Raw genomic sequence first — 24,771 nt, 5'->3', positions numbered from 1 at the left:
CACGTACCGAGTGGATTGCTCACCACGTTGGCCGTGCACCGAAGATCACTCCGGAGCAGTGGCGCAAGACGCTGCTTGTGTTGAGGGCTCCTGACAGCACCACCTGACGGCATCGCCAGACATTCCTGCTCGGCCCCGGTGATCGCATCACCGGGGCTTTGCCGTGAGCGGTTGCTAAGCGGCTGGGGGCTTCCAAAGAGGCTCGATCGTGCTGTGATCGAACACGGGTCCACGGGTCTGGGATGGATGAACGACGATCGCCTGTAGGTACTGACCGAGCAGCGCTCGTCGGCCGGCAGCGGTGGCGCGCTCCCATTCGTTCCGAACCTCGCTGGGTGTCCGCAGGACTCGGGCCCGATCGGCAGCAGCGCGGCGGGTCCTACCGACAATGGCGACGAGTTCTTTTTCGCGCGCTTCAAGTGCTGGCACTACTTCGAAGAACGACGTGGCGCTGATGGTCCGATCGCGCATTCCGTGACGGAATCTCTGGAGGTCGCTTCGCACCTGTTCAAGTTCCTGGACCGCCGGACTGGTGGGGCTGGCCTCTTCTAGTCGATTCTTCGGGTCGGGGGCATTCTGCTCCAGGTGGGCGAAGAACAGATCCGTAATCAGCTCGTCCAACTTCGCCATGTTGCGCTGCGAGCTTCCGCACCCGCCGTGAATGGGGCCGGGGCACCTGTAGATCGGCACCTTGCCGGTTCGCCTAGTGGTCACGGTCCCATTCATGGGCTTGCCGCACAAAGTCCCGTCCTCGCGCGGCCTGCCACACCGCAGGAATCCGGATAGCAGGTGCTTGCGGGTGTTCTGGGTGGTGAACTCCTTCCCGGAGCGGCGGCGCTCGTACTCATCGACCACGGCTTCCCACTCCTCCACCGTGAGGATGGGCTGCCACTGGCCCTTCACGTAGTCCCCGGCAGAGTCACGCATCGCGAGTTCACGGGGGTCCGTGATGCCTGCGTTGATAACTGGTTCCACCGAATCGGTTTCGGTGTCCGCGTCACCGTCGATCTCCTCGAACTGGCCGTTGTAAACGGCAATGCCCGCAATGCGGGGGTTGAGGATCATGCCCTTGACCGTCTTCAGGTGCCACTTCCCACCCTGGACTGTCGAGATCCCGCAGGCGATGATTTGGGAGGTGAGGCCTGCCCAGGATTCCCCGAACGTGAAGCGGAGTGCCGCATCGTGGAGCACCTTCGCCTCCTCAGGCTCAAGTGTGCCATCGGCCTTCCAGCCAAACGCCCGGATTCCCGGCCTGCTAATGCCTGTGCGGGCTTCTTGAAACCGTCCCCTGGATACGCGGCGGGCAGTGTCGGCACTGTGCTTGTTTGCGATGGCGACCATCACGCGGGCCATCGCCTTGCCGTTGTCGGTCATCAGATCGAGCGCACCGGTCACTCCCACAACAGGCCGCTTGAAGTGATCGACAAGGTCGATCAGATCTTCAAGATCACGAGGCTGGCGTGCAAGTCGGTCCTGGTCGTAAACGATGATTCCATCTATCACCCCGTCCTCGTAGTCCTGGAGCATTTGGCGAAACTCCGGCCGGATCACACGCCATACGCTGCGGCCGTCGTGCTTCCTGATGCGGCGGCGCTTGTAAGCGCTGGTGTCGTTCTCCTCGTAGATCTTGGCCACAGTCCAGCCGAGTTGCTCGGCCCGCGCGGCAACGTCCTCCTTCTGCCTCGTAACTCCTGCCTCGCTACCGGTCGGGTCTTCCGAGATACGGACATACCCCCCAGCACGATTGGCCTTGCGCAGCCTTGTGCTTCGTCCTCCACTCATAAAAGAAGCATAGTTTGAGTGACCTTGAGCGCCCTGCTCTACAAGGTGGTGACGAGCGGTGCGGTGAGCGGTGCGCTGGCGGATCTGTTGGATCGGGCGCTTCATGCGGTCTGACATCGGTGGGGCTGCGGGCCGTCCTGGCAGGTGGCGTCGCCGGGCTCGGGGAGGGCGGGACGCCGGGTACGTGACGGCGGAGACGGCTGTGCTGCTGCCGACCCTCGTGGTGCTGATCAGCATGCTCGTCTGGGGTGTGCTGACCGCGGCCGCGCAGCTCCGCTGTATCGACGCCGCTCAGTTGGGAGCGCGGATGGCTGCACGCGGAGAAGGGGATGTCGTCGCCCGGGCCCAGGCAGCCGCACCGCGCGGGGCCACGGTCGAGGTCGCTGAGAGCGGCGACATGGTTCAGGTCGTGGTGGAGGCGAAGTGCCTGGGGCCCGGACGGTTGGCGTCCGCGCTGTCGATGACGGTCTCGGCACGGGCCGAGGCTGTTCGGGAGGACCGGATCGGAAGGGAGACGGGGCGATGACGGTGCTGTCGGTCATGACGAGGGTGAGCGTGCGGGGGCGGGCGTGGGTGCCAGGCCAAGCGCTGCGGCTGGGCAGGGCGGTAGCGGGCGGGGCCTTCTCCCGGGGCCGGTGGAAGGCCACTGGGGGGCAGGAGCGAGGTGGGGAGGTGGCGGTCCGGTGCGCGGGACGTCCCCGACGGTTGCCGTTGCCGTTGCCGGCGTCGGCGTCGGCGGGGGCGGTGGCGGGAAAGGCGCTGGTGGATCGCGAGCAGGGGTCGGCGACGGTCTGGTTGACGGGATTGGCGTTCCTCGGCTGTGCGGTGTTCGGAGCCTCCCTGGCTCTGGGCGCGGTCCTGGTGGCTCGGCACCGTGCCGAGTCCGCAGCCGACCTCTCGGCCCTGGCGGCGGCCGACCATCTGCTGCTGGACGCGGACGGTGGCTGCGCCCGGGCGAGGGCGCTCGCGGTCGCGCACCGGGCCACGCTGGTCTCCTGCACGGTTGACCTCGGGACGGACAGCGTCGAGGTCCAGGTCGAGGTCCCGGTGCGCGGCGTGCGGCTGCCGATCGGCCCGGCGACCGCGCGGGCGCGGGCCGGGCCGATCTGGGCCTTCGGCGGTCGGGACGAGCCCGAAGCCGCGCTGGTGGCCAGCCGGGTGGCGGTGCGATCGGCCGCACCACAACTGGCCGCACCACCGCTGGCCGCAGGGCCTGCCGGCATCAGGCCTGATCGCATCCGGGCCGACCAGGACGCGGCCGAGCGCGTCCCGCCTGACCGCGTGGCCGACGAGGTCCTGCCCGACCGCATCAGGGCCGGCCCGGGTGGGCCTGGCCGCGCCGTAGCCGGTGTCGGCAGCCGTGGTTCTTCCTGGCTACGACGGGCTCGGCGCGCCCGCCAGCAGCGCGGTCAGCAGTCGGACCGCGCCGGCCTTGTCGAGCGGGTCGTTGCCGTTGCCGCACTTGGGCGATTGCACACAGGACGGACAGCCGCGTTCGCATTCACAGGCGGCGATCGCGTCCCTGGTGGCGGTGAGCCACTGCACCGCACGTCGGAAGCCGTGCTCGGCGAAGCCGGCACCACCTGGGTGGCCGTCGTAGACGAAGACGGTCGGCAACTGGGTGTCGGGGTGCAGCGGGACCGAGACGCCGCCGATGTCCCAGCGGTCGCAGGTCGCGAAGAGCGGCAGCAGGCCGATCGAGGCGTGTTCGGCGGCGTGAGCGGCGCCCGGCAGCTGATCGAAGGGGATCAGCGCTTCCAGCAGCTGCTGTTCGGTGACAGTCCACCAGACTGCCCTGGTCCGCAGCGTCCTGGGTGGCAGATCCAGTTTGGTCTCGCCGAGGACCTCGCCGGTGGAGATCCGCTTGCGCAGGAAGCTGACCACCTGGTTGACGACCTCGACCGAGCCGAAGTTGAGCCGGCCCTCTCCCCAGGCCACCGTGCGGTCGGTGGTGAGGACGGAGATCGTCGTGGTGTCGCGAGCGGCCGTGCTGTAGGAGGGGTTGGCCAGCTCGACCAGGGCGACCGAGGTCTCCAGGTCGAGTTCCCGGACCAGGTAGGTCCGCCCTTGGTGGAGATGGACGGCTCCGGTGTGCACGGTGGTGTGCGCCGCGGCGGCGTCGACGGTGCCCAGCAGCCGACCGGTGGAGGCTTCGACGATCTGGACCGGGTTCCCCCCGCTGCCCCGCAGATCGACGGCGTCGACCGCCCGTTCCCGCCGGGTCCAGTACCAGGAGCCGTCGGCACGTCGGCGCAGCAGTTCCCGCTGCTCCAGTACCGGCAGCAGCTGAGCGGTCGAGGGGCCGAACAGCTCGAGGTCGTCGGGCCCGAGCGGGAGTTCGGCGGCGGCGGCACACAGATGCGGGGCCAGCACATGAGGGTTGTCGGGGTCGAGCACGGTGGCCTCGACGGGGCGGGCGAAGAGGGCCTCGGGGTGGTGCACCAGGTAGGTGTCCAGCGGGTCGTCCCGGGCGATCAGAACGGCGAGCGCTCCCTGGCCCTCCCGTCCGGCCCGCCCGGCCTGCTGCCAGAGCGAAGCGCGGGTGCCGGGATAGCCGGCCAGCAGCACCGCGTCCAGCCCGGAGACGTCGACCCCGAGTTCCAGGGCGGAGGTGGAGGCCAGACCGAGCAGCCGCCCCGAGTGCAGGTCGCGCTCCAGCGCCCGGCGCTCCTCGGGCAGGTAACCGCCGCGGTAGGCGGCGACCCGATTGGCGAGCGGCGCGTCGAGGTTGTCCGGGGCCTGCAGCGCGACCAGTTCGGCGGCCCGGCGGGAGCGTACGAAGGCCACCGTGCGGGTGCCGGCCGCCACCAGGTCGGTCAGCAGGTAGGCGGCCTCGGTGGTGGCGGTCCGCCGCACGGGGGCGCCGTGCTCGCCGACGCGCTCGGTGAGCGGCGGCTCCCACAGTGCGAAGACCAGCGGCCCGCGCGGGGAGGCGTCCTCGGTCACCGCGACGGTGGGCAGCCCGGTGAGCCGCTCGGCCCCCGAGGCCGGGTCGGCGGCGGTCGCCGAGGCGAGCAGAAAGGCTGGATCGGAGCCGTAGCGGCGGCACAGTCGGCGCAGCCTTCGCAGGACCTGTGCGACATGGGAGCCGAAGACCCCCCGGTAGCTGTGGCACTCGTCCACCACCACGTAGCGCAGTGTCTTCAGGAAGGAGGACCAGCGGGCGTGCGCCGGCAGGATGCCCCGGTGCAGCATGTCCGGATTGGTGAGCACGTAGCTCGCGTACTGCCGGACCCATTCGCGCTCCTGCGGCGGTGTGTCGCCGTCGTAGAGCGCGGCGCGCACCCGTTGCGGGGCGAGTTCGGCGGCTCGGCGGCGCTGGTCGGCGGCCAGGGCCTTGGTCGGGGCCAGGTAGAGGGCGGTGGCGCCGCGCCCGTTGGGGGCCTCGGTGCCGTCCAGCAGGTCGCTCAGCACCGGCGCCAGATAGCCGAGCGACTTGCCCGAGGCGGTTCCTGTGGCGATCACCACAGTTTGGCCTGCTTTGGCCAGATTCATGGCCTCGGCCTGGTGGGCCCAGGGCCGGTCCACGCCGAGTTCTGCCGCTGCGGCGCGGATCTCGGGGCGGATCGAGTCGGGCCATGGGGCATAACGCGCCTCGCGCGCGGGGAGATGCTCCGTATGGGTGAGTCGGTCCGAGCGGCCCCGACTGGCGACCAGGGTGTCGAGCAGGGCCTCGGGCGGGCGATGGCTGGGCGGCATGGAGACCCAGTGTGTCACTGGAGTGACGGACAATCGCGGCAAGCCATCGTGCGGGCATGCTGCCAGGTGGTTGAATGATGCGGTGGCGGCCAGTTGGCCGGACCGGCGGCACCTGGGCCGGTCACTCGGCCATGCGGTGGAACCGGGCAGGCGGTGCACAAGCGCCTCGTGCGGTGGCGGCCGTCCGGCCGGGATCGGCAACCGAGAACGGCCGATGCCGCCTGACTCGCCGTAGAACGCAATTGACCAAGCAAGGTGCTGGAGGTTCCGTGGACCTGTCCCTGTCGACCGAGACAATCGGCGACCGCACAGTCGTCAGGGTTGGCGGCGAGATCGATGTGTACACCGCCCCCAAGCTTCGCGAGCAGCTGGTCGAGCTCGTCAACGACGGTAGCTACCACCTGGTCGTCGACATGGAGGGCGTGGACTTCCTCGACTCGACCGGTCTGGGCGTCCTGGTGGGCGGCCTGAAGCGGGTTCGGGCGCACGAGGGTTCGCTGCGTCTGGTCTGCAACCAGGAGCGCATTCTCAAGATCTTCCGGATCACCGGTCTGACCAAGGTGTTCCCGATCCACACCTCGGTGGAAGACGCCGTCCAGGCGACCGACTGAACCAGCTCAACCAGTTCAACGAGCTCAACGAGGACAACCAGTTCAGTCGGCTCGACCGACTGAACTGGCTCAACTGACCGAACCGGTCAACCCGCTGAGCGGTTGACCGGTCCAGTGGATCCGGCCGTCCCGGACGGGACGGCTTCGGGTCGCTTCCGTGGGTTGTCGCGGCTGCTCGGCCGATGGCGGTCCGTCAGGAGGTCAGATCCGTACGCGCGGTGGTGCTCGATCCGGGCACCGCTGTCGGATGCTGCCCCGCGGACGGTGTGTCGGTCATGACCTGAGGCAGCGGTGGCACCGACGCGGTGACAACCCCGAGAGGGAGAGATGGCAACCGTCGAACTGCGATTCAGCCCCCTTCCCGAGCACGTGCGGACGGCACGGCTGGTGGCGGCGGCGGTGGCCAGACGCGCGGGTGTGGACGAGTCGGTACTCGACGAGCTCCGGCTCGCGGTCGGCGAGGCCTGCTCCCGTGCGGTCGGCCTGCACCAGCACGGCGGCCTGGGCGGTGCGGTCCGGGTGGCGCTGACCGACCAGGAGAAGCGTTTCGTCATCGAGGTCGGCGACGGCGCCGGGGCGCTCAGCGAGCTGGCCGAGTCCGGCGCCGACGAATCCGCTGACGGTTCCGACGACACGCTGGGCCTCGCGGTGATCACCGGGCTGGTCGAGGACGTCGAGGTCGGCCGGGACGACGACGGCGGGCTGATTCGGATGAGCTGGCCGGTGCAGCCGGCCTGAGTCCCGCCGGAGGCCCGGCAGACCCGACTCGCTCCCGGGGCGACCTGACTCGCTCCCGGGCGGCCCTGGCATTCCCCCGCCGCCAGACCGTCCCCCGCCGCTACGCCGTTCGCCCGCTGCTGCGTCATGACCTCTTCGCGAGGCATGTGGCCGGCGCGCTGGACGGGGTCTCGGGGGCTGGCGAAGCGGGCGGGGTTCCGGGCGCGTGAAGTCGCGTGAAGTGACGCGGATAAACGGAAAGCGAATCAAAAGAATCATGGGCGGTGCCGAAAACCTTCGGGTTTTCGGCACCGCCCATGATTCTTTCCGTATCTGCCGCGCGTGGTCTATATCAATCCGTCGATGATTCCTACACTCGCTTCTGGATATCCGGTCGGGTCGGGAAAGCCCGGTCCGGTCGCCTGTGCCACCAGAGCCACTTGCGCGCCGTTCGGACAGGTCGGCGTGCCGGTCGTCGGGGAGGACGCATGGCCGGATTCACGATCATCGCGAGTGCTTCAACCACATCTGACGTACTGAAATCCGTCTCGGCCGCACCGGTGCGACCACGAATCCTGGATGTTCTGGCGGACGGTTCGTCAGGCGGCTCTTCGGGAAACGCGGTTCTCACCGGCGGCAACCAGTTGGTGGTGCTGATCATCGGCCTGATCGCGCTCGGTGTGCTCGGGGTCGCCGTGCTGCTGGTCCGTCAGGTCCTGGCCGCCGACCCGGGAACGCCGGTGATGCGGCGCATCGCGGCGGCCGTGCAGGAGGGCGCGAACGCCTACCTGGCACGCCAGTTCCGCACCCTCGCGGTCTTCGCCGGGGGAGCCTTCTTCCTGCTGATGCTGCTGCCCGCGGACAACTGGTCGCAGCGGCTGGGCCGCTCGCTGTTCTTCCTGGTCGGCGCGGCGTTCTCGGCGGCCACCGGCTACCTGGGCATGTGGCTGGCGGTGCGGGCCAACGTCCGGGTGGCCGCGGTGGCCAGGGGTGTGGAGGCCGGGCAGGAGCAGCCCGCGCAGCACCGGGCGATGCGGATCGCGTTCCGCACCGGCGGCGTGGTCGGCATGTGCACCGTGGGCCTGGGCCTGCTGGGCGCGGCCGTCGTGGTGCTGATCTACCAGGCCAACGCCCCGCGCGTGCTGGAGGGTTTCGGCTTCGGCGCCGCGCTGCTGGCGATGTTCATGCGGGTCGGCGGCGGCATCTTCACCAAGGCGGCCGACGTCGGAGCGGACCTGGTCGGCAAGGTCGAGCAGGGGATCCCCGAGGACGACCCGCGCAACGCGGCCACCATCGCGGACAACGTCGGCGACAACGTGGGCGACTGCGCCGGGATGGCGGCGGACCTTTTCGAGTCCTACGCGGTGACCCTGGTGGCCGCGCTGATCCTGGGCCGCGCGGTGTTCGGTGACACCGGCCTGGTGCTGCCGCTGATCGTTCCGGCGATCGGCGTGGTCACCGCCGTGCTCGGCATCGTCGCGGTCTCGCCGCGCGGGCGCGACCGCAGCGGGATGACCGCCATCAACCGGGGCTTCTTCCTCTCCGCGGCCGTCTCGCTGCTGCTGGTGCTGGCCGCCGCCTACCTGGTGCTTCCGTCCAGCTTCGCCGCGCTGCGGCACGTGCCGGCCGCCATCCACGACCATCGCGGTGACCCGCGCCTGTTCGCGCTGGCCGCGGTGGCGATCGGGATCGTGCTGGCGGTGCTGATCCAGCAGCTGACCGGCTACTTCACCGAGACCAGCCGCCGCCCGGTGCGCGATGTCGGGCGCAGCTCGCTCACCGGCGCGGCCACCGTGGTGCTCTCCGGCGTCTCGCTCGGTCTGGAGTCGTCGGTGTACTCGGCGGTGTTGATCGGCGCGGCGGTCTACGGTGCGTACCTGCTGGCCGGCGGCTCGATCGTGCTCGCGCTCTTCGCGGTCGCGCTGGCCGGGACCGGCCTGCTCACCACGGTGGGCGTGATCGTGGCGATGGACACCTTCGGGCCGGTCTCCGACAACGCGCAGGGCATCGCGGAGATGTCCGGCGAGGTCGAGGGGCCCGGCGCCCGGGTGCTGACCGAGCTGGACGCGGTGGGCAACACCACCAAGGCGATCACCAAGGGCATCGCGATCGCGACGGCGGTGCTGGCGGCCACCGCGCTGTTCGGTTCGTTCACCGACGCGATCAACGACGCCGTCAGCAGTGCGGGCGGCAGCGCGGTGATCGGCAACCCGGCCGGGTTGAGCCTGGACATCTCGCAGCCGAACAACCTGGTCGGCCTGCTGCTGGGCGCCGCGGTGGTCTTCCTCTTCTCCGGACTGGCCGTCAACGCGGTCTCCCGCTCGGCCGGTTCGGTGGTCTTCGAGGTGCGGCGGCAGTTCCGCGAGCATCCCGGGATCATGGACGGCAGCGAGACGCCCGAGTACGGCAAGGTGGTCGACATCTGCACCAGGGACGCCCTGCGTGAGCTGGCCACCCCCGGCCTGCTGGCGGTGCTGGCGCCGATCGCGGTGGGCTTCGGCCTCGGCGTCGGCTCGCTCGGTGCCTACCTGGCGGGCGCGATCGGGGCGGGCACCCTGATGGCGGTCTTCCTGGCCAACTCCGGTGGTGCCTGGGACAACGCCAAGAAGCTGGTGGAGGACGGCGCGCACGGCGGCAAGGGCAGCGAGGCGCACGCGGCGACGGTGATCGGCGACACGGTCGGTGATCCGTTCAAGGACACCGCGGGCCCGGCGATCAACCCGCTGCTGAAGGTGATGAACCTGGTCTCGCTGCTGATCGCGCCCGCCATCGTCCGGTTCAGCTACGGCGCACACGCGAACGCGGGCCTGCGCGCGGCGGTCGCGGTGGTGGCGGTGCTGGTGGTGGTGGTCGCGGTGTACGTGTCCAAGCGGCGGACGGTGGACGTCGCGGGGAGCCCCGACGTGGTGGCGGCCGTCGGCGGCGAGGTGGTGGCGCCGACCGGCAGTTGAGCGGTTCCCGGAGCCGGCCGCCGCGGAACCGCGGTGGCCGGCCCGACCGTCTGCGTTTCGGTGTCGGGTAGGTTCACCCGGGACGGATCGTGACTGGACGGAAGGGCTCCCAGGTGGACGAGCGAGTGCTGGCGGACGAGCGGGCCAGGCGGGCCGGGCGCGGCGGGGGCGGGCTCTTCCCGGCGCGCGGATCGGCCCGCCGGCTGCTCACCCTGCCGCTGCTCGGGGCGCTGCTCGCGACCGGCGCGGCTGCCTGCTCCAGCGACAACAGCGCGGCGCTGGGCAACTGGGCCAAGCAGGTCTGCGACGGGCTGCGCGGCCCGGTGACCCAGTCGCAGGACGCGATGAAGGACACCGGCGTGGTCAAGAGCGGCGAGGCCCCTGCTGACCTGCAGAAGCGGCTGGCCACCGACCTCGGCAGTCTGGGGACGGCCAACCAGCAGATCGCCGACGCGCTCGACAAGGCGGGCGCGCCCAAGGTCAGCAACGGCGCCGGACTGCAGAAGGACGCCGTGAGCGAGCTGCGCCAGGCGGCGCAGGGCTACCAGGACGTCCAGCAGAAGCTGACCGCGCTGCCCACCGGCGATCAGGCGACGTTCGCCGACGGGCTGAAGAGCATCGGCGACCAGGTGCAGCAGCTGTCCACGCTCTCCACCAGCGCCCTGGGCAAGGTGCAGACCGGTGACCTGGGGACCGCACTGGCCAAGCAGCCCGGCTGCAAGAGCCAGGACGCGGGAGCGGGCGCGAGCCCGAGCCCGGTGGCGGGTGCCTCGGGGAGCCCCGGCGCGGCGGGCAGCCCGAGCCCGTCCGGGGCCGGCGCGCCGTCCGGCAGCCCGGCGCCGTCCGGCTCCCCGTCGGGCAGTGCCGCCGGTAGCCCGGCCGCCGGTAGCCCGGCCGCCGGCAGCCCGGGGCCGTCCGGCAGCCCGTCGGCGCCCGGCGCTTCCCCCAGCTAGCCCGCCCCGCCCGCCGGGCCGGCCGACCTGCCGGCCCCGCCCGCTCGGCAGCGCGCCCCGGTCGGACCGGTGGCCGCCGGGCGGGACAATGGCGGGGTGACCAAGCTCCCCACTCCCGACCCCGCCCGCCTCGCCCGCCTGCGCGAGGCGCTGCTCGCCGCCGACTACACCGCCGACGGCTGCCTCGACCTGCTCGGCCCCACGGGCTACGCCGCGCTGGCCCGCAGCGAGGCGGTGCCCGCGCTGCGCGCCACCCGGGGCGGAACGCCGCTGGAGAGCCTGGTCCGGCTCTTCCTGCTGCAGCAAGCGGTGCCGTACGCGGCCGCGGCCGTCGCGCTGCCGGTCGAGGAGTGCCTGGCGGACGGCTGGCTCGAGCGGGACGGCGAGGACGTGCGCGCGACCGTGGACGTGCGCCCGTACGCCAACGAGGTCGCCGGGCTGGACAGCTCCGACGCCTGGGTGGTCTCCGACCTCGGCTGCGCGGTCGGTGGCGCCGGCGGGATCGGCGCGGGCGGCAGCGCCGCCGGGGTGGCCCGCAGCGAACTGGTGCTCGGCGTCGGCGGCGCCTCCACCACGCTGGCCGGGCTGGCGGTGCGCCGACCGGTGCGTGCCGCGCTCGACCTCGGGGCCGGCTCCGGTGTGCAGGCCCTGCACGCGGCCCGGCATGCCCAGCGGGTGACCGCCACCGACCTCAACCCCCGGGCGCTGGCCTTCTCCCGGCTCACCCTGGCGCTGTCGGGGTTCGAGAACACCGAGACCGCCCAGGGCAGCCTCTTCGAGCCGGTCGGCGAGAAGCGCTTCGACCTGATCGTCTCCAACCCCCCGTTCGTGATCTCGCCCGGCAGTCGCTTCGTCTACCGGGACGGTGGGATGGCCGGCGACGAGCTGTGCCGCTCGCTGGTGCGCGGCGCGGCCGCGCACCTGGAGCCCGGTGGCTACTGCCAGCTGCTGGCCAACTGGCAGCACGTCAAGGGCGAGGACTGGCACGAGCGGCTGGCCGGCTGGGTGGCCGGCACCGGCCTGGACGCCTGGGTGGTGCAGCGCGAGGTCCAGGACGTGGCGCAGTACGCCGAGCTTTGGCTGCGTGACGGCGGTGACCACCTGGCGCCGCGCGCCGCCTACGAGGCTCGCTACAACGAGTGGCTGGACGCCTTCGAGGCGGCGAAGGTCGAGGGCATCGGCTTCGGCTGGATCACCCTGCGGGCGGCCGGCGCCGAGCAGCCGACCGTGCGGATCGAGGAGTGGCCGCACCCGGTCGAGCAGCCGCTCGGCCCGCACATCGAGCAGTGGTTCGCCCGCCAGGACTTCCTACGCGGGCACGACGACGCGGCGCTGCTCGCCGCCCGCTACCTGCTGGCCGACGAGGTGGTCCAGGAGCAGGTCGGCGCCCCGGGCGCCGAGGACCCCGAGCACGTGGTGCTGCGCCACAACCGCGGCATGCGCCGGGCCACCAAGGTGGACACGGTGGGTGCCGGGTTCGCCGGGGTCTGCGACGGCACGCTGACGGCGGGCGAGATCCTCGACGCGATCGCGCAGCTGCTCGGCGAGCACCCGGCCGGGCTGCGCGACCGGGTCCCCGAGGCGCTGCGGCTGCTGGTCGAGCAGGGGTTCGTCGAGCCGGTCGAGTCGCTCTGATGATGGTCTGACGATCAGTCAGAACCGCTGCTCATCAGGAGTGGTAGCCCTGGACGATGCTGGTGATCACGTTCTGGCTGTTCGCCGTGATGATGTACTGGTTCCCGGAGCAGATGTACGGCTGCTGCACGGCCGACGGGTTGTGCAGGCAGTCGTCGACGTGCTTCATGAAGGTGTTCAGGTCGACCACCCGGGGCTGCACGTTGGCCAGCAGCGAGGTCTTGACGTCGTTACTGAAGGTGAACACCGTGGGGTCCCCGTAGCTCTCGAAGTAGCCGTCGTCGGGGATGTCCGGACCGCAGACGAACTTGGTCGCCTTGGCGCGCATCCAGACATGGGTCGCGTAGCCGTCGTCGGTGGCCTCGACCACCCGGCCGACGCCGGCGGCGTTCGCCGTGCAGTCGGCTGTCGGGCTCGCGCCGGTCGAGGCGCCGGAGCTGGGCTTGGCGCCGCTGGGCTTGGCCGTGGTCGGCCGGGCGCTGCTGGGCCGGGCGGTGGCGGTCGGGCCGGCGGGGGGCGCCGCCGGCGTGCTCGGGGTGGTGGCGACCTTGCTGGGCGCGGCCGGGGCGGCGCCGCCGGTCGTCTCGTCCGGCCCGCAGGCCGTCAGGGCGAGCGCGGCCAGAGTCAGGACGGCGGCTGCGGCGAGGCGGTTGGCCTTCATGGTGGGTCCCCCCTGGAGGTGAGTGCGGGTCGGCCGATCGCGCCGTCCGGTCAGTTGTCAGCACGGCATAAAGCCGCTGACGGGTTTCCGCTGTTTCCGGCTTGTGACAGCGGTTCACCAATCCGTGACCTGGCGTTTCCCTCGGGTTCGGTGGCTGTCGACGCCTGGTTACCCCCTGCCTGTCACGTTCCCGAGCGGGAAGATCTTCAGCGCGGGGCGAAGCGGGGGGACGCAGGTGGAGATGCCGACGGCGATGGTCACGGGGGGCGTACTGGCGCTCTTCGGAGGCGCACTGTTGTTCTGGTGCGCGGCCGAGCTGCGCCTTCGCCACCGGCTGCGTCGGCACGGCATCCCGGTGACCGCCCTGGTGGTCCCCGACCCGGCCCCGGCCGACGCGCTGGACCCGGCCCCGCTGCTCGCCTACGACACCCTGCCCACCGTCGGCCGACCGGCGGACGGCGCGCCGGGCGCGACCCCGGTCCGGGCCGAGTCGGTCACGGTGCTCTCCCGGCCGCGCGGGCGCACCCCGCTGCGCCGTCCCGACCGGCTGCTGCCCGGCAGCCCGGTCCGGGTCTCCTACGACCCGGTCCGCCCGGCCACCGTGGTGCTGACCGGCAAGGCGGTCGCCGCCTCGCTGCCACTTGACGTGTTCTGGACCCTCTTGGGCACCAGCAGTCTGGCCGGCGGGCTGAGCCTGCTGGGCCTCGCGGTGCTGCGCTGACGCACTCCCCGGCGGCCCGTGCCGACCTCGCCCGGGACTCCTGGCCAGCCGCGATCCGCCTGGCCCCCGAGTGCTCACCGGTGATAACCATGCGGCGGGAAGGACCGTCATCGGGTTACCGTTCGAGTGGCGTAGGTCGGCCTTGCCAGTGAAAAAGCGGGATCGGTCCGTTTGACAAGGGTGGCCAGGGTACGGTCACACTCCGCTGGTGGGGTCGTCGCGGTGCGGCAGCCCCAGGCGGTGGTGTGCCGGGCGGCGAGAGCCCGCGCTGCCCGCGGTGACCGGTCGTGCGACGGCCGGTGACCTGGGCCGGCCGTCGGCCAGCACACAGGAAACGACCGGGAGAGAAGAGCGAAGGTGTCCCCGACCAGCGAGACCGCGCAGGGCGGTAAGCGACTCGTCATTGTCGAGTCGCCCGCCAAGGCGAAGACGATCAAGGGCTACCTCGGCCCCGGCTACATCGTCGAGGCGAGCGTCGGGCACATCCGCGACCTTCCCGCTACGGCGGCGGAGGTCCCCGACAAGTACACCGGCGAGGTGCGCCGGCTCGGGGTGGACGTCGACCACGACTTCGCCCCCATCTACGTGGTGAACAGCGACAAGAAGGCGCAGGTCAGCAAGCTCAAGCAGCTGCTGGCGGAGTCCGACGAACTCTTCCTCGCCACCGATGAGGACCGCGAGGGCGAGGCCATCGCCTGGCACCTGCAGGAGGTGCTCAAGCCCAAGGTCCCGGTCAAGCGGATGGTCTTCCACGAGATCACCAAGGACGCCATCCAGGCGGCCGTGGCCAGCCCCCGCGAGCTGAACCAGCGCCTGGTCGACGCCCAGGAGACCCGCCGCATCCTCGACCGGCTGTACGGCTTCGAGGTCTCTCCGGTCCTCTGGAAGAAGGTCATGCCGAAGCTCTCGGCCGGCCGCGTCCAGTCGGTGGCCACCCGCCTGGTGGTCGAGCGCGAGCGGGAGCGGATGGCCTTCACCTCCGCCTCGTACTGGGACCTGGTCGCCACCTTCGGCACCGGCCGCACCCCGGCGGACGCCGCCAACCCGGAGAGCTTCGGCGCCCGGCTGGCCGCGGTGGACGGCAAGCGGATCGCCAGCGGCCGTGACTTCGGCTCGGACGGCCGGCTGAAGAGCGCCAACACCCTGCACCTGGACGAGCAGGCCGCCCGCGCGCTGGCCGCCGCCCTGGAGCAGACCGCGTTCAGCGTGCGCAGCGTCGAGTCCAAGCCCTACCGCCGCTCGCCGTACGCGCCGTTCCGCACCACCACGCTGCAGCAGGAGGCCAGCCGCAAGCTGGGCTTCGGTGCCAAGCGGACCATGCAGGTGGCCCAGAAGCTGTACGAGAACGGCTTCATCACCTATATGCGTACCGACTCCACCACGCTCTCGGAGACCGCCATCACGGCCGCCCGGGCCCAGGTCACCCAGCTCTACGGAGCCTCCTACCTGCCGGACGCGCCGCGCACCTACGCCAGCAAGGTCAAGAACGCGCAGGAGGCGCACGAGGCGATCCGCCCCTCCGGCGACCGCTTCCGGACCCCGGCCGAGACCGCGCTGAGCGGCGACGAGTTCAAGCTCTACGAGCTGATCTGGATGCGCACCGTCGCCTCCCAGATGAAGGACGCGACCGGCCAGTCCGTCACCGTCAAGGTCGGCGGCACCTCGGCCGACCGCCGGGACGTCGAGTTCTCCGCCTCCGGCAAGATCATCACCTTCCACGGCTTCCTCAAGGCCTACGTCGAGGGCGCCGACGACCCGAACGCCGAGCTGGACGACCGCGAGCGCCGGCTGCCGCAGGTGACCGAGGGCGACCCGCTGGCCGCCGAGCAGCTCACCCCGGAGGGCCACGCGACCAAGCCGCCGGCCCGCTACACCGAGGCCTCGCTGGTCAAGGAGCTGGAAGACCGCGAGATCGGCCGCCCCTCGACCTACGCCTCGATCATCGACACGATCATCAACCGGAAGTACGTCTTCAAGAAGGGGACCGCGCTGGTTCCCTCCTTCCTCTCGTTCGCCGTGGTCAACCTGCTGGAGAAGCACTTCGGTCGGCTGGTCGACTACGACTTCACCGCGAAGATGGAGGACGACCTCGACCGGATCGCGGCCGGCCAGGCCGAGTCGGTGCCGTGGCTCAAGCGCTTCTACTTCGGTGAGGGCGAGGGCGCCGGGGTCGCCGCCGAGGCCGGCAACGGCGACGGCGACCACCTGGGCGGGCTGAAGGAGCTGGTCACCGACCTGGGCGCGATCGACGCCCGGGAGATCAGCTCGTTCCCGCTCAGCAAGGAGATCACCCTGCGGGTCGGCCGGTACGGGCCGTACGTCGAGAAGGCGGCTGCCGTCGAGGGCGAGCCGGGCCTGCGCGCCGACGTCCCGGACGAGCTGCCGCCGGACGAGCTGACCGTCGAGCTGGCCGAGGAACTGCTGGCCAAGCCGAGCGACGACGTCGAGCTGGGCACCGACCCGGTCAGCGGCAACCCGCTGGTGGCCAAGGCCGGGCGGTTCGGTCCGTACGTCACCGAGGTGCTGCCCGAGGGCACGCCCAAGACCGGCAAGAACGCGGTGAAGCCGCGCACCGCCTCGCTCTTCAAGACGATGGCGCTGGACACCGTGACGCTCGAGGAGGCGCTGCGGCTGCTCTCGCTGCCGCGGGTGGTCGGTGCCGATGCCGAGGGCGTGGAGATCACCGCGCAGAACGGCCGGTACGGCCCGTACCTCAAGAAGGGGACCGACTCGCGCTCGCTGACCAGCGAGGACCAGCTCTTCACGGTCACCCTGGAGGAGGCGCTGGCGATCTACGCCCAGCCCAAGCAGCGCGGCCGGGCCGCGGCCGCCCCGCCGCTCAAGGAGCTGGGCACCGACCCGGTCAGCGAGCGCCCGGTGGTGGTCAAGGACGGCCGGTTCGGCCCGTACGTGACGGATGGTGAGACCAACGCCACGCTCCGCAAGGATGACGAGGTGGAGACCATCACGCCGGAGCGCGGCTACGAGCTGCTCGCCGAGAAGCGGGCCCGCGGGCCGGTGAAGAAGGTGGCGAAGAAGGCGCCGGCCAAGAAGGCGACCGCCACGACGGCCAAGAAGACCGCCGCGAAGAAGACCGCCGCGAAGAAGACGGCGGCGAAGAAGACGACCGCCACGGCGGCCAAGAAGACCGCCGCGAAGAAGACGGTGGCCAAGAAGACGGCGGGGGACAGCGACGAGGGCTGATGCCCTGTCGGGTGCTCCGGGCGGCCCCGGACCGATCGCTTCGCGCGGTCGGTCCGGGGCCGCGCTCGTCGCGGTGGAGTGCGTCACAACCTCGTCATGGCCGCCTTCCGGAAGGCGATGACCCCTTTTCGGCCATGCCCCGCCCGCTACGCTGACGGTATGACGAGCGAGCAGCAGCCCATCCCCACCGCCGAGGCCGCCGCCCCCCCGCCCGACCTCCCGCAGGTGGCCCCCGCCGGGACCTCCGGCGAACGTGCCCGGGCGTTGCTGCGGTTGCGCCCCTACCGACGCCTCTGGGTCACCCAGTTGCTCGGCGGTACCGGCGACCGGCTGGCCTTCCTGGTGCTGGTGGCGCTGACCGTCGCCGCGGCGAGCCGGGCCGGGGAGTTCGGCGGCGGCTACCGAGGGGTCGCGTTCGCGCTGACCCTGGTCTTCGCGGTTCGGCTGGCGGCCACCGCGCTGGTCGGCGTGGCGCTGCTCGGCCCGCTGCACCGGCTGCTCACCGGCAGGCTGGACCGGCGCTGGACGCTGATCGGCGCCGACGTGCTGCGTGCGGTGCTGGTCGCGGTGGCGCCTTGGTGGATCGTCTGGGCGCACGGCGACGGTGCGACCTACGCGCTGCTCGCCACCGTCTTCGCGGCCGGCGCCGCCGAGCGGGTCTGGTCGGTGGCCAAGGGGGTCACCGTGCCGAGCCTGCTGCCGTTGGCCAACGGTCCCGCGCTGCCCGCCGACGGGCAGCAGGGCCTCGCCGCGCAGCGGCCGTCGGCGGCCAACCTGGACACCCTGCGGACCCTGGACCTGCGCACCGGCTGGGCCACCCTGCCGCTGGCCGCGATCGCACTGATCGGCCTCACCCTGGTCAACAACCTGGCCGCCGCGCTCGGCTCGCACTGGCTGCGAGGGCATCAGGTCACGGTGGCCACCCTCGGTGCGGCCGGGCTCTTCGCCGCCTCGGCCGCCCTGCTGTACCTCCAGGACCTGCCGCGCCGGGCCGCCGCCGGGGCACCCGTCTCCCCGCTGCGCGGCCTGCGCGCGCCCACCGACGCGACGCCCGGCCCGGCGTTCGGCAAGGGCCGCACTGGTTCCGCTCCGTACTTCACCTTCGCGGTGGCCGCCGCCTACGCCTCGATGGCCGGTGTCGCCGCGCTGGCGCTGCTCACCGCCGCCGAGCACGGCGCCGGGCCGATCGGCTACGGCCTGCTGGTGCTCGCCGCCACCGGCCTGCCCTGGCTGGGGCTGCGGCTCACCCGGGTCACGCTGCCCGCGCTCTCCCGCCGCCGGCTGCTGGCGATCGCGCTGCTGCTGCTCGGCGCCGCGCTGATCCTGGCCGGACTGGTCTTCGACTACGTGCTGATCCTGCTGCTCACCGCGGTGGCCGGGACGGCCGCCGGGATCGTGGTCGGGGTCGGCCGGGCGCTGCTCGCCCAGGAGGTCGAGGAGACCCGGCTGTCCCGGGTCACCGAGCACCTCTACGCGGTGCTGCGCATCGTGGTCGGCGGGGCGCTGGTCACGATGCCGCTGCTGGCGGCCGGCTACGGCGAGATCGACTACGGCGACCGCGGGCCCGGCAGCTTCACCTTCATCCACGGCGGCGCGGCGCTCGCGGTGGCCACCGCCGGGGTGCTGACCCTGGCGCTGGCCGGCGTGGTGCTGCTCAAGACGGACGACCAGCGTGGCACCGTGCCGTTCGGCCGCGAGCTGCTGGAGGCGCTGGGCCGGGGCCGCGAGATCCCCGAGCACCGGGCGAGTGGCGCAGGGTTCTTCATCGCGCTGGAGGGCGGCGACGGAGCCGGCAAGTCGACCCAGGCGCAGGCGCTGGCCGAGTGGATCCGCAGCAAGGGCCACGAGGTGGTGCTGACCCGCGAGCCCGGCGGCAGCCCGGTCGGGCAGCGGCTGCGCGGCCTGGTCCTGGACGTCGGCAACACCGGCCTGTCGCACCGTGCCGAGGCGCTGATCTACGCGGCCGACCGGGCCGAGCACGTGGAGAACGTGATCCGGCCCGCGCTGGCCCGCGGCGCGGTGGTGATCACCGACCGCTACATGGACTCCTCGATCGCCTACCAGGGGGCCGGGCGTGACCTGGCCGCCACCGAGGTGGCCCGGATCTCGCGCTGGGCTACCGGTGGCCTGGTGCCCGACCTGACCGTGGTGCTGGACGTCGACCCGACCAAGGCCCGGGAGCGGTTCACCGAGGCGCTGGACCGGCTGGAGTCCGAGCCGACCGAGTTCCACGCCCGGGTCCGGGCCGGGTTCCTCGCGCTGGCGGCGGCCGATCCGGTGCGCTACCTGGTGGTCGACGGCAGTGCCGCGCCGGCCACGGTGACCACCGCGATCCGGCACCGCCTGGACCGTGAGCTGCCGCTCTCCGACCAGGAGAAGGCGGCCCGGCGTGAGCAGGAGCGGCTGGCGAAGGAGGCCGCCGAGCGGCGGGCGGCCGAGGAGGCCCGGCAGAAGGCCGAGGCCGAGGCCGCCGAGCGCAAGCGGCTCGAACTGCTGGAGCAACTGCGCGCCGAGCAGGCCGAGAAGGAGCGGGTGGCCAAGGAGGAGGCCGAGCGCAAGGCCGCCGAGGAGGCGCGCAAGGCCGCTGAGGAGGCCCGGCTCAAGGCCGAGCAGGAGGCCGAGCGGCGCGCGGCCGAGGAAGCCGCCCGCAGGGCCGAGGAAGAGGCCAGGCTGGCCGCCGAGGCTGCCGAGCGGGCCCGCCGGGAGGCGGAGGCCGCCCAGCAGGCCGAGCTCCAGCGACAGCGGGACGTGCAGCGCGCCGAGCAGCGCAGGCGTGCCGAGGAGGCGCTGCAGCGGTCCGAGGCGATCCGGGTGGCGGAGGCGGCGGCTGCCGCCGCGGCTGCCGCGAACGACGCCGCGGCGATCACGGCGGAGCTGCCGAAGCCGGCGGTCCCCGGGGCGGACGACCTGACGGAGGAGATCTCCGAGCAGGACCGCCAGGCGGCGGTGGCGGCGGCGGAGGCCGCTGCCCGCCGGGCGCAGTCGTCGCAGTCGTCGCAGTCGTCGCAGTCGTCGAAGCCGTCGAAGCCGTCGGAGTCGGCCGTGGAGCAGACCGCGGTGCTGCCCAAGGCCACGCCGAGCGGGCCGCCGCCGCCGGTGCGGCCGGTCGAGGAGCGGGTGCCGCCGGGCCTGTGGCGCCCCGAGCCGGCGCCGGCCGACCCCACGCGCGAGCTGCCGAGGGTGGCGGCGGACGAGCCGACCCAGGTGCAGCGGCCGGCCCGCCCGTCCTGGGCCGAGGAGACGCCGATGGACGACCTGCCGTCGCTGACCGACTCGCTGCTCGGCTCACGTGAGGAGTGGGCGCGCTGGGAGGACACCGGGCCCGAGGACGGGGAGCCGGACGGCGGCAAGGGGCGTCGCAAGCGCAAGTGAGCGCGGGCGGGGGCGGGGGTGGAGGCGGTGGTCGGCCTCGGCCCGCCCGGGGCTGCTCGGGCCGGTTGGGTGGCGGTTCGGTGGCGGCTCGGCGTGTCGGTGCTGCGCCGTATGCTCGGGGCGTCGGACAGCGGATTCGGGCCGTTCGGGCCGGTCAGCTGGATTCGGGTAGTTCGGGTAGTTCGGTTAGTCGGTAGGAGAGCGGAGAGCAGCGGTGGCCGTCTGGGACGACCTGGTGGGCCAGGAGCGGGTGGTGGAACAGCTCACCGCCGCTGCCCGGGCCGCCCGGGCGACGGTGCTCGCGGGGCGCTCCGGTGGGCCCGCGGCCGGCGGCAACGCCTCGCTGATGACGCACGCCTGGCTCTTCACCGGCCCGCCCGGCGCGGGTCAGACCACCGCGGCCCGAGCCTTCGCCGCCGCGCTCCAGTGCACCAGCCCGGACCTCGAAGTGGGCGGCGTGCCCGGCTGCGGGTTCTGCGACGGCTGTCACACCGTCATGTCCGAGAGCCACGCGGACGTGAAGTTCGTCCGCAGCGACGGCCTGTCCATCGGCGTCGGCGACATGCGTGACCTGGTGCTGCGCGCGTCCAGCTACCCGACCGGCGGCCGCTGGTCGGTGATCCTGATCGACGCCGCCCACCGGCTCACCGAAGCGGCGGCGAACGCGCTGCTCAAGGGGGTTGAGGAGCCCTCGCCGAGGACCGTCTGGCTGCTCTGCGCCCCGTCCGTCCAGGACACCCTGCCCACCATCCGCTCGCGCTGCCGCCACCTGGTGCTGCGCACGCCGACGGCCGAGGCGGTGGCCGACCTGCTGGTGCGCCGCGACGGGGTGGAGCCGGGGCTGGCCGAGCTGGCCGCCCGCGCCGGGCAGGGCGACATCGAGCGCTCGCGTCGCCTCGCGGTGGACGAGCAGACCCGCGGCCGCCGCCTGGAGGTGCTGCGGATCCCGCTGGAGGTGGCCGACATCGGGGGCTGCCTGGCCGCCGCGCAGCGCCTGGTGGACACCGCCAAGGCGGACGCGGAGGCGCTGGCCGAGACCCGGGACGCCAAGGAGACCGACGACCTGAGGGCCGTGTACGGCGCCGCCGAGGGGCTCGGTGGCAAGGCCCCGCGCGGGATGGCCGGAGCGGTCAAGGAACTGGAGAAGCGGCAGAAGAGCCGGGCCACCCGGACCCGCCGCGAGACGCTCGGGGTCGCGCTGCTGGACCTGCTGGGCTTCTACCGCGACGTGCTCGCCCTGCAGCTCGGCTCGACCGGCGCGCTGGCCAACGAGGACCAGCGGCCCGCGTTGGACAAGGTGGCCACGGCCGGTCCGCCCGAGGGCACGCTGCGCCGGATCGAGGCGGTGCTGGCCTGCCGTCGGGCGCTGGACCGCAACGTCGATCCGCTGCTCGCCGTCGAAGCCATGACGGTGGCGCTGCGCGCGGGGTGACGCCCGGCCGCGGCGGCCGGCTGCCGCACGGGACGAGCCGGTGTCAGAGCCGGGGGCCCTGCTCGCTCGTTCGAGTGAACGTGGGTGATCGCCCGGGACGCTCCGCCTGATCGGTGGCGGCGTCTTGCACGCTGGGGGCCGAGTCCTGCTCCCCGAGGTGGTGCCCCGTGCCCCGTCCGCTCTTCCTGCTGTCCGCGCTCGTCCCCGTCCTGCTGCTCGCCTGCTGGCTGGCCCGTGCCGCGCTCAGCCGCTGGCGCGGCGAGCGGGCCGCGCGCACCTATGAGTTGACCGCCGACCTGCGCCCGGTGGTGCTGCGGCTGCTGGGGGCGGTCGGCTGCGGGCTCTGTGCCGCCGGGCTCGCGGTGGCCGCCGTCCTGGGCGCCCAGGCCGGGGCGGGCGGTGCTGGTCCGCGCTCGGCCCGGGCCCAGGTGGTGGCGGCGGACGAGGTGCGGGCCGCGCCGCCGCTCGCGCACCCGCTGCCGTCGGCCACCGGCAGCAGCGCCCCGAGCCCGGCACCGGCCCGGACTCCGGCCGCGGTGCGGTTCGAGAGTGTCTCCCACCCCGCCGAGGGCGAGCTGCTGCAGGCCGCCGTGCCCGGCGGCGACGGGCGGCCCCGCGCGGTGCGGGTCTGGCTGCCGCCGCGCTACGCCGACGATCCGTCGGTCCGGCTGCCGGTGCTGGTGCTGCACGCCGCCGGGCCGGGCCGGACGGCGGACGCCGAGCAGCCGGACGTCTTCGACGGCCTGGCCTCCGCGATCAAGCTGGGCCGGGCGCACCCGTTCATCGTCGTGGCGCCCGCCGCCCCGACCGGCACCGAGCACCCCTGCGACCTGGTCGCCGCCGCCCCGCAGGCGCTGGCCGACGACGCCGCGATCCGCACCGCCGTCGCGACCGCCTTCCGCACCCTGCCGCCCGGCCCGCAGGGCTGGGCCGTCCTCGGGGTGGACGGCGCCGCGCCCTGCGCGGTCGCGGCCGGGCTGACCCGTCCGGACCTGTACGGGGCGGCGGCGGCCGTCTCGGGCCGGTACGACACGGCCGCGCTGACCCAGGCCGCCGCTGACGCCCCGTCGGGCCACGCGCCCCGGTTGCTGCTGGCCGCCGCCCGGACGGACGCGGACGGCCTGGCCGCGGCGCACCGGCTCGCCGAGGCGCTGCGCGGGGCCAAGGGCCAGGCGGGGCGGGCGGTGGTGAAGGTCTCCGACGTCGTCCAGGACTACACGCCGGAGCGGGCGCGACTGCGGCTGGTCCGAGCGGCCGCGCAGTACCTGATGGACGCGCTCGCCCATCCGGCGGGCTGACCGGCGCTCGCGGTCCGGGTTCCGCGCCGTTCTCCGGCTACGCTCAGCAGCAGCCGCCGACCCGGTCGCCCGTTGACCGGGCCGGCCATCGAGGGGAGAACTCCGCATGCGCCCTGGTCAGCCCGCCACCCAGCCCGCCGCCGCGCTTCGCCGGGTCCTCGGACTGGCCGCCGCAGGGCTGCTGCTGGTGGGGTGCACCGGCGGCCACCGGACCGGCGCCGTGGGTGCGCCCGCCGCCTCCTCGGACGGCGGCGGGTCCGCCACCGCGTCCGCCCCCGGGGTCACGCCGCTGCAGCCGCTGCCCGCCGCGATCCCCGCCGCGCTGGCCTCGTACTACGCCCAGCAGCTCGACTGGAAGCCGTGCGACCAGGGCTTCGAGTGCACCACCTTCAAGGTGCCGGTGGACTACGACCACCCGGCGGGCGGCGACCTCACCCTGGCCGCCGCGCGCCGGGTGGCCGACGGCGCGGGTGGCGCCCGGCGGCTCGGCTCGCTGCTGCTCAATCCGGGCGGCCCGGGCGGCTCGGCGGTGGAGTACCTGGAGTCGGTGGCCCCCGGCTACCAGCCGGCCGTGCGCGCCGCCTACGACCTGGTGGGCCTGGACCCGCGCGGGGTCGGTCGGAGCAGCCCGATCAGCTGCCTGAGCGGGGACCGGATGGACGCCTTCGCCGCCGTCGACAGCACGCCCGCGAGTCCGGCGGGGATCGACCAGCTGGTCGCCGCCGACAAGGAGTTCGCGGCCGGCTGCCAGCAGCACGCGGGCGCCCTGCTCGGCCACGTCAGCACCATCGAGGCGGCCCGCGACATGGACGTGCTGCGGGCGCTGCTCGGGGATCCCCGGCTCAACTACGTCGGCAAGTCCTACGGCACCCTGCTCGGTGCGACCTACGCCGGGCTCTTCCCGTCCCGGGTCGGCCGGCTGGTGCTGGACGGTGCGATGGATCCCTCGCTGGACTCGCTGGACGGCAACCGCGCCCAGGCCGGCGGCTTCGAAACGGCCTGGAACTCCTTCGTCAAGGACTGCGACACCCATCCGGACTGCCCCGTCGGCCAGAACGTCCAGCAGGCCGGTCAGCAACTCGACGCGCTCCTCAGCGGGTTCGAGGCCAAGCCGCTGCAGGTCGACGGCACCCGGCAGCTGACCGAGGCCCAGGCGGTGACCGGGGTGATCGAGGCGATGTACGCCGACTTCCTCTGGCCCGAGCTGCGCAGCGCGCTGACGGCGGCCAAGAGCGGCGACGGTGCTCCGCTGCTGCGGCTCTCCGACTCGTACTACGGACGTGCGGCGGACGGCAGTTACCCCAACCTGATGTTCGCCAACATGGCCGTCAACTGCCTGGACCTGCCGCCCGCCTTCGACTCTCCGACCGAAGTCCAGCGCGCGGTGCCGGACTTCGAGCAGGCCTCGCCGCACTTCGGGCGGGACATGGCCTGGATGGCGCTGGCCTGCGCCTACTGGCCCGTCAAGGCGACCGGCACGCCGCACACCGTCCGGGCGGCCGGCGCCGCGCCGATCGTGGTGGTCGGCACCACCCGTGACCCGGCCACGCCGTACGCCTGGGCGCGGTCGCTGGCCGGGCAGTTGGAGTCGGGGCGGCTGGTGACCTACGACGGCGACGGGCACACCGCGTACGGGCTGGGCAACGACTGCGTGGACTCGGCCGTCAACCACTACCTGCTGGAGGGGCAACCGCCGGCCCCGGGGTTGCGCTGCGCGAAGTAGGCGCAACCCGGT

Annotated in this window: 16 protein-coding genes and 1 pseudogene; 14 read left to right on the top strand and 3 right to left on the bottom strand. The window is 72.9% G+C overall.

Annotation, left to right across the window (positions count from 1 at the left end; all coding sequences use genetic code 11):
• Positions 1-174: 174 nt before the first annotated feature.
• Positions 175-1,782: a recombinase family protein gene (locus OG403_RS17290; protein ID WP_329565345.1), complete on the bottom strand. Its 1,608-nt coding sequence runs from the start codon at positions 1,780-1,782 to the stop codon at positions 175-177.
• 18 nt (positions 1,783-1,800) lie between these two features.
• Between OG403_RS17290 and OG403_RS17285 the strand changes: the two genes are divergently transcribed.
• The 3 genes and pseudogenes from OG403_RS17285 to OG403_RS17275 all read left to right on the top strand — a co-directional run.
• A complete protein-coding gene (locus OG403_RS17285; RefSeq protein ID WP_329565342.1) occupies positions 1,801-1,896 on the top strand; it encodes a DUF4244 domain-containing protein in 96 nt (31 codons plus the stop codon).
• 88 nt (positions 1,897-1,984) lie between these two features.
• Entirely contained in the window at positions 1,985-2,308 is a 324-nt protein-coding gene (locus OG403_RS17280; protein WP_329565340.1) for a TadE family type IV pilus minor pilin, read from the top strand.
• Positions 2,305-2,874 (top strand): annotated as a pseudogene (locus tag OG403_RS17275) (Rv3654c family TadE-like protein); the annotation flags it as partial. The gene OG403_RS17280 and the pseudogene OG403_RS17275, both read left to right, overlap by 4 nt.
• Before the next feature lie 282 nt (positions 2,875-3,156).
• Here the strand turns inward: OG403_RS17275 and OG403_RS17270 are convergent.
• Positions 3,157-5,481, bottom strand: a complete 2,325-nt coding sequence (locus tag OG403_RS17270; RefSeq protein WP_329565338.1) for a DEAD/DEAH box helicase — start codon at positions 5,479-5,481, stop codon at positions 3,157-3,159.
• Between the two features lie 269 nt (positions 5,482-5,750).
• Between OG403_RS17270 and bldG the strand changes: the two genes are divergently transcribed.
• The 5 genes from bldG to OG403_RS17245 all read left to right on the top strand — a co-directional run bounded on the left by bldG (position 5,751) and on the right by OG403_RS17245 (position 12,348).
• Complete coding sequence (bldG, locus tag OG403_RS17265; protein WP_329565336.1) at positions 5,751-6,092, top strand: anti-sigma factor antagonist BldG; 342 nt, start codon at positions 5,751-5,753, stop codon at positions 6,090-6,092.
• Between the two features lie 327 nt (positions 6,093-6,419).
• A complete protein-coding gene (locus OG403_RS17260; protein ID WP_329565334.1) occupies positions 6,420-6,830 on the top strand; it encodes an ATP-binding protein in 411 nt (136 codons plus the stop codon).
• Positions 6,831-7,297: 467 nt separating this feature from the next.
• Positions 7,298-9,760 carry a sodium-translocating pyrophosphatase gene (locus OG403_RS17255; RefSeq protein ID WP_442910928.1) on the top strand — a complete coding sequence of 821 codons (2,463 nt, stop codon included), beginning with the start codon at positions 7,298-7,300 and terminating at the stop codon, positions 9,758-9,760.
• A gap of 89 nt (positions 9,761-9,849) precedes the next feature.
• On the top strand, positions 9,850-10,713 hold the full coding sequence (locus OG403_RS17250) for a hypothetical protein (RefSeq protein WP_329565332.1): 864 nt from the start codon (positions 9,850-9,852) through the stop codon (positions 10,711-10,713).
• Between the two features lie 96 nt (positions 10,714-10,809).
• Positions 10,810-12,348 carry a DUF7059 domain-containing protein gene (locus OG403_RS17245; RefSeq protein ID WP_329565330.1) on the top strand — a complete coding sequence of 513 codons (1,539 nt, stop codon included), beginning with the start codon at positions 10,810-10,812 and terminating at the stop codon, positions 12,346-12,348.
• Between the two features lie 34 nt (positions 12,349-12,382).
• On the opposite strand, the gene OG403_RS17240 is transcribed toward OG403_RS17245, so the two are convergent.
• Complete coding sequence (locus OG403_RS17240; RefSeq protein WP_329565327.1) at positions 12,383-13,009, bottom strand: hypothetical protein; 627 nt, start codon at positions 13,007-13,009, stop codon at positions 12,383-12,385.
• Positions 13,010-13,244: 235 nt separating this feature from the next.
• Between OG403_RS17240 and OG403_RS17235 the strand changes: the two genes are divergently transcribed.
• The 6 genes from OG403_RS17235 to OG403_RS17210 all read left to right on the top strand — a co-directional run bounded on the left by OG403_RS17235 (position 13,245) and on the right by OG403_RS17210 (position 24,759).
• Complete coding sequence (locus OG403_RS17235) at positions 13,245-13,730, top strand: hypothetical protein (protein ID WP_329565326.1); 486 nt, start codon at positions 13,245-13,247, stop codon at positions 13,728-13,730.
• Positions 13,731-14,087: 357 nt separating this feature from the next.
• Positions 14,088-16,934, top strand: a complete 2,847-nt coding sequence (gene topA / locus OG403_RS17230; protein WP_329565324.1) for a type I DNA topoisomerase — start codon at positions 14,088-14,090, stop codon at positions 16,932-16,934.
• Between the two features lie 159 nt (positions 16,935-17,093).
• Positions 17,094-20,306: a dTMP kinase gene (gene tmk / locus OG403_RS17225; RefSeq protein ID WP_329565322.1), complete on the top strand. Its 3,213-nt coding sequence runs from the start codon at positions 17,094-17,096 to the stop codon at positions 20,304-20,306.
• 214 nt (positions 20,307-20,520) lie between these two features.
• Positions 20,521-21,738 carry a DNA polymerase III subunit delta' gene (locus tag OG403_RS17220; protein ID WP_329565321.1) on the top strand — a complete coding sequence of 406 codons (1,218 nt, stop codon included), beginning with the start codon at positions 20,521-20,523 and terminating at the stop codon, positions 21,736-21,738.
• 167 nt (positions 21,739-21,905) lie between these two features.
• Positions 21,906-23,036 (top strand): hypothetical protein, encoded by a 1,131-nt coding sequence (locus OG403_RS17215; protein WP_329565319.1) that lies wholly within the window; start codon positions 21,906-21,908, stop codon positions 23,034-23,036.
• Between the two features lie 106 nt (positions 23,037-23,142).
• On the top strand, positions 23,143-24,759 hold the full coding sequence (locus tag OG403_RS17210; protein ID WP_329565317.1) for an alpha/beta hydrolase: 1,617 nt from the start codon (positions 23,143-23,145) through the stop codon (positions 24,757-24,759).
• Positions 24,760-24,771: the final 12 nt, after the last annotated feature.

It is taken from the genome of Kitasatospora sp. NBC_01266, from assembly GCF_036242395.1.
In the GTDB taxonomy this organism is placed as follows: Bacteria; Actinomycetota; Actinomycetes; order Streptomycetales; family Streptomycetaceae; genus Kitasatospora.
Note: the sequence above shows the minus strand (reverse complement) of the source record. Positions and strands in the feature narration are given on the sequence as shown.

Excerpts from the sequence above, each read along its gene's own strand:
- OG403_RS17210 (WP_329565317.1), top strand. The coding sequence starts at position 23,143 with ATGCGCCCTGGTCAGCCCGCCACCCAGCCCGCCGCCGCGCTTCGCCGG.
- OG403_RS17270 (WP_329565338.1), bottom strand. The coding sequence starts at position 5,481 with ATGCCGCCCAGCCATCGCCCGCCCGAGGCCCTGCTCGACACCCTGGTC.
- OG403_RS17255 (WP_442910928.1), top strand. The coding sequence starts at position 7,298 with ATGGCCGGATTCACGATCATCGCGAGTGCTTCAACCACATCTGACGTA.
- tmk (WP_329565322.1), top strand. The coding sequence starts at position 17,094 with ATGACGAGCGAGCAGCAGCCCATCCCCACCGCCGAGGCCGCCGCCCCC.
- OG403_RS17260 (WP_329565334.1), top strand. The coding sequence starts at position 6,420 with ATGGCAACCGTCGAACTGCGATTCAGCCCCCTTCCCGAGCACGTGCGG.
- OG403_RS17240 (WP_329565327.1), bottom strand. The coding sequence starts at position 13,009 with ATGAAGGCCAACCGCCTCGCCGCAGCCGCCGTCCTGACTCTGGCCGCG.
- OG403_RS17290 (WP_329565345.1), bottom strand. The coding sequence starts at position 1,782 with ATGAGTGGAGGACGAAGCACAAGGCTGCGCAAGGCCAATCGTGCTGGG.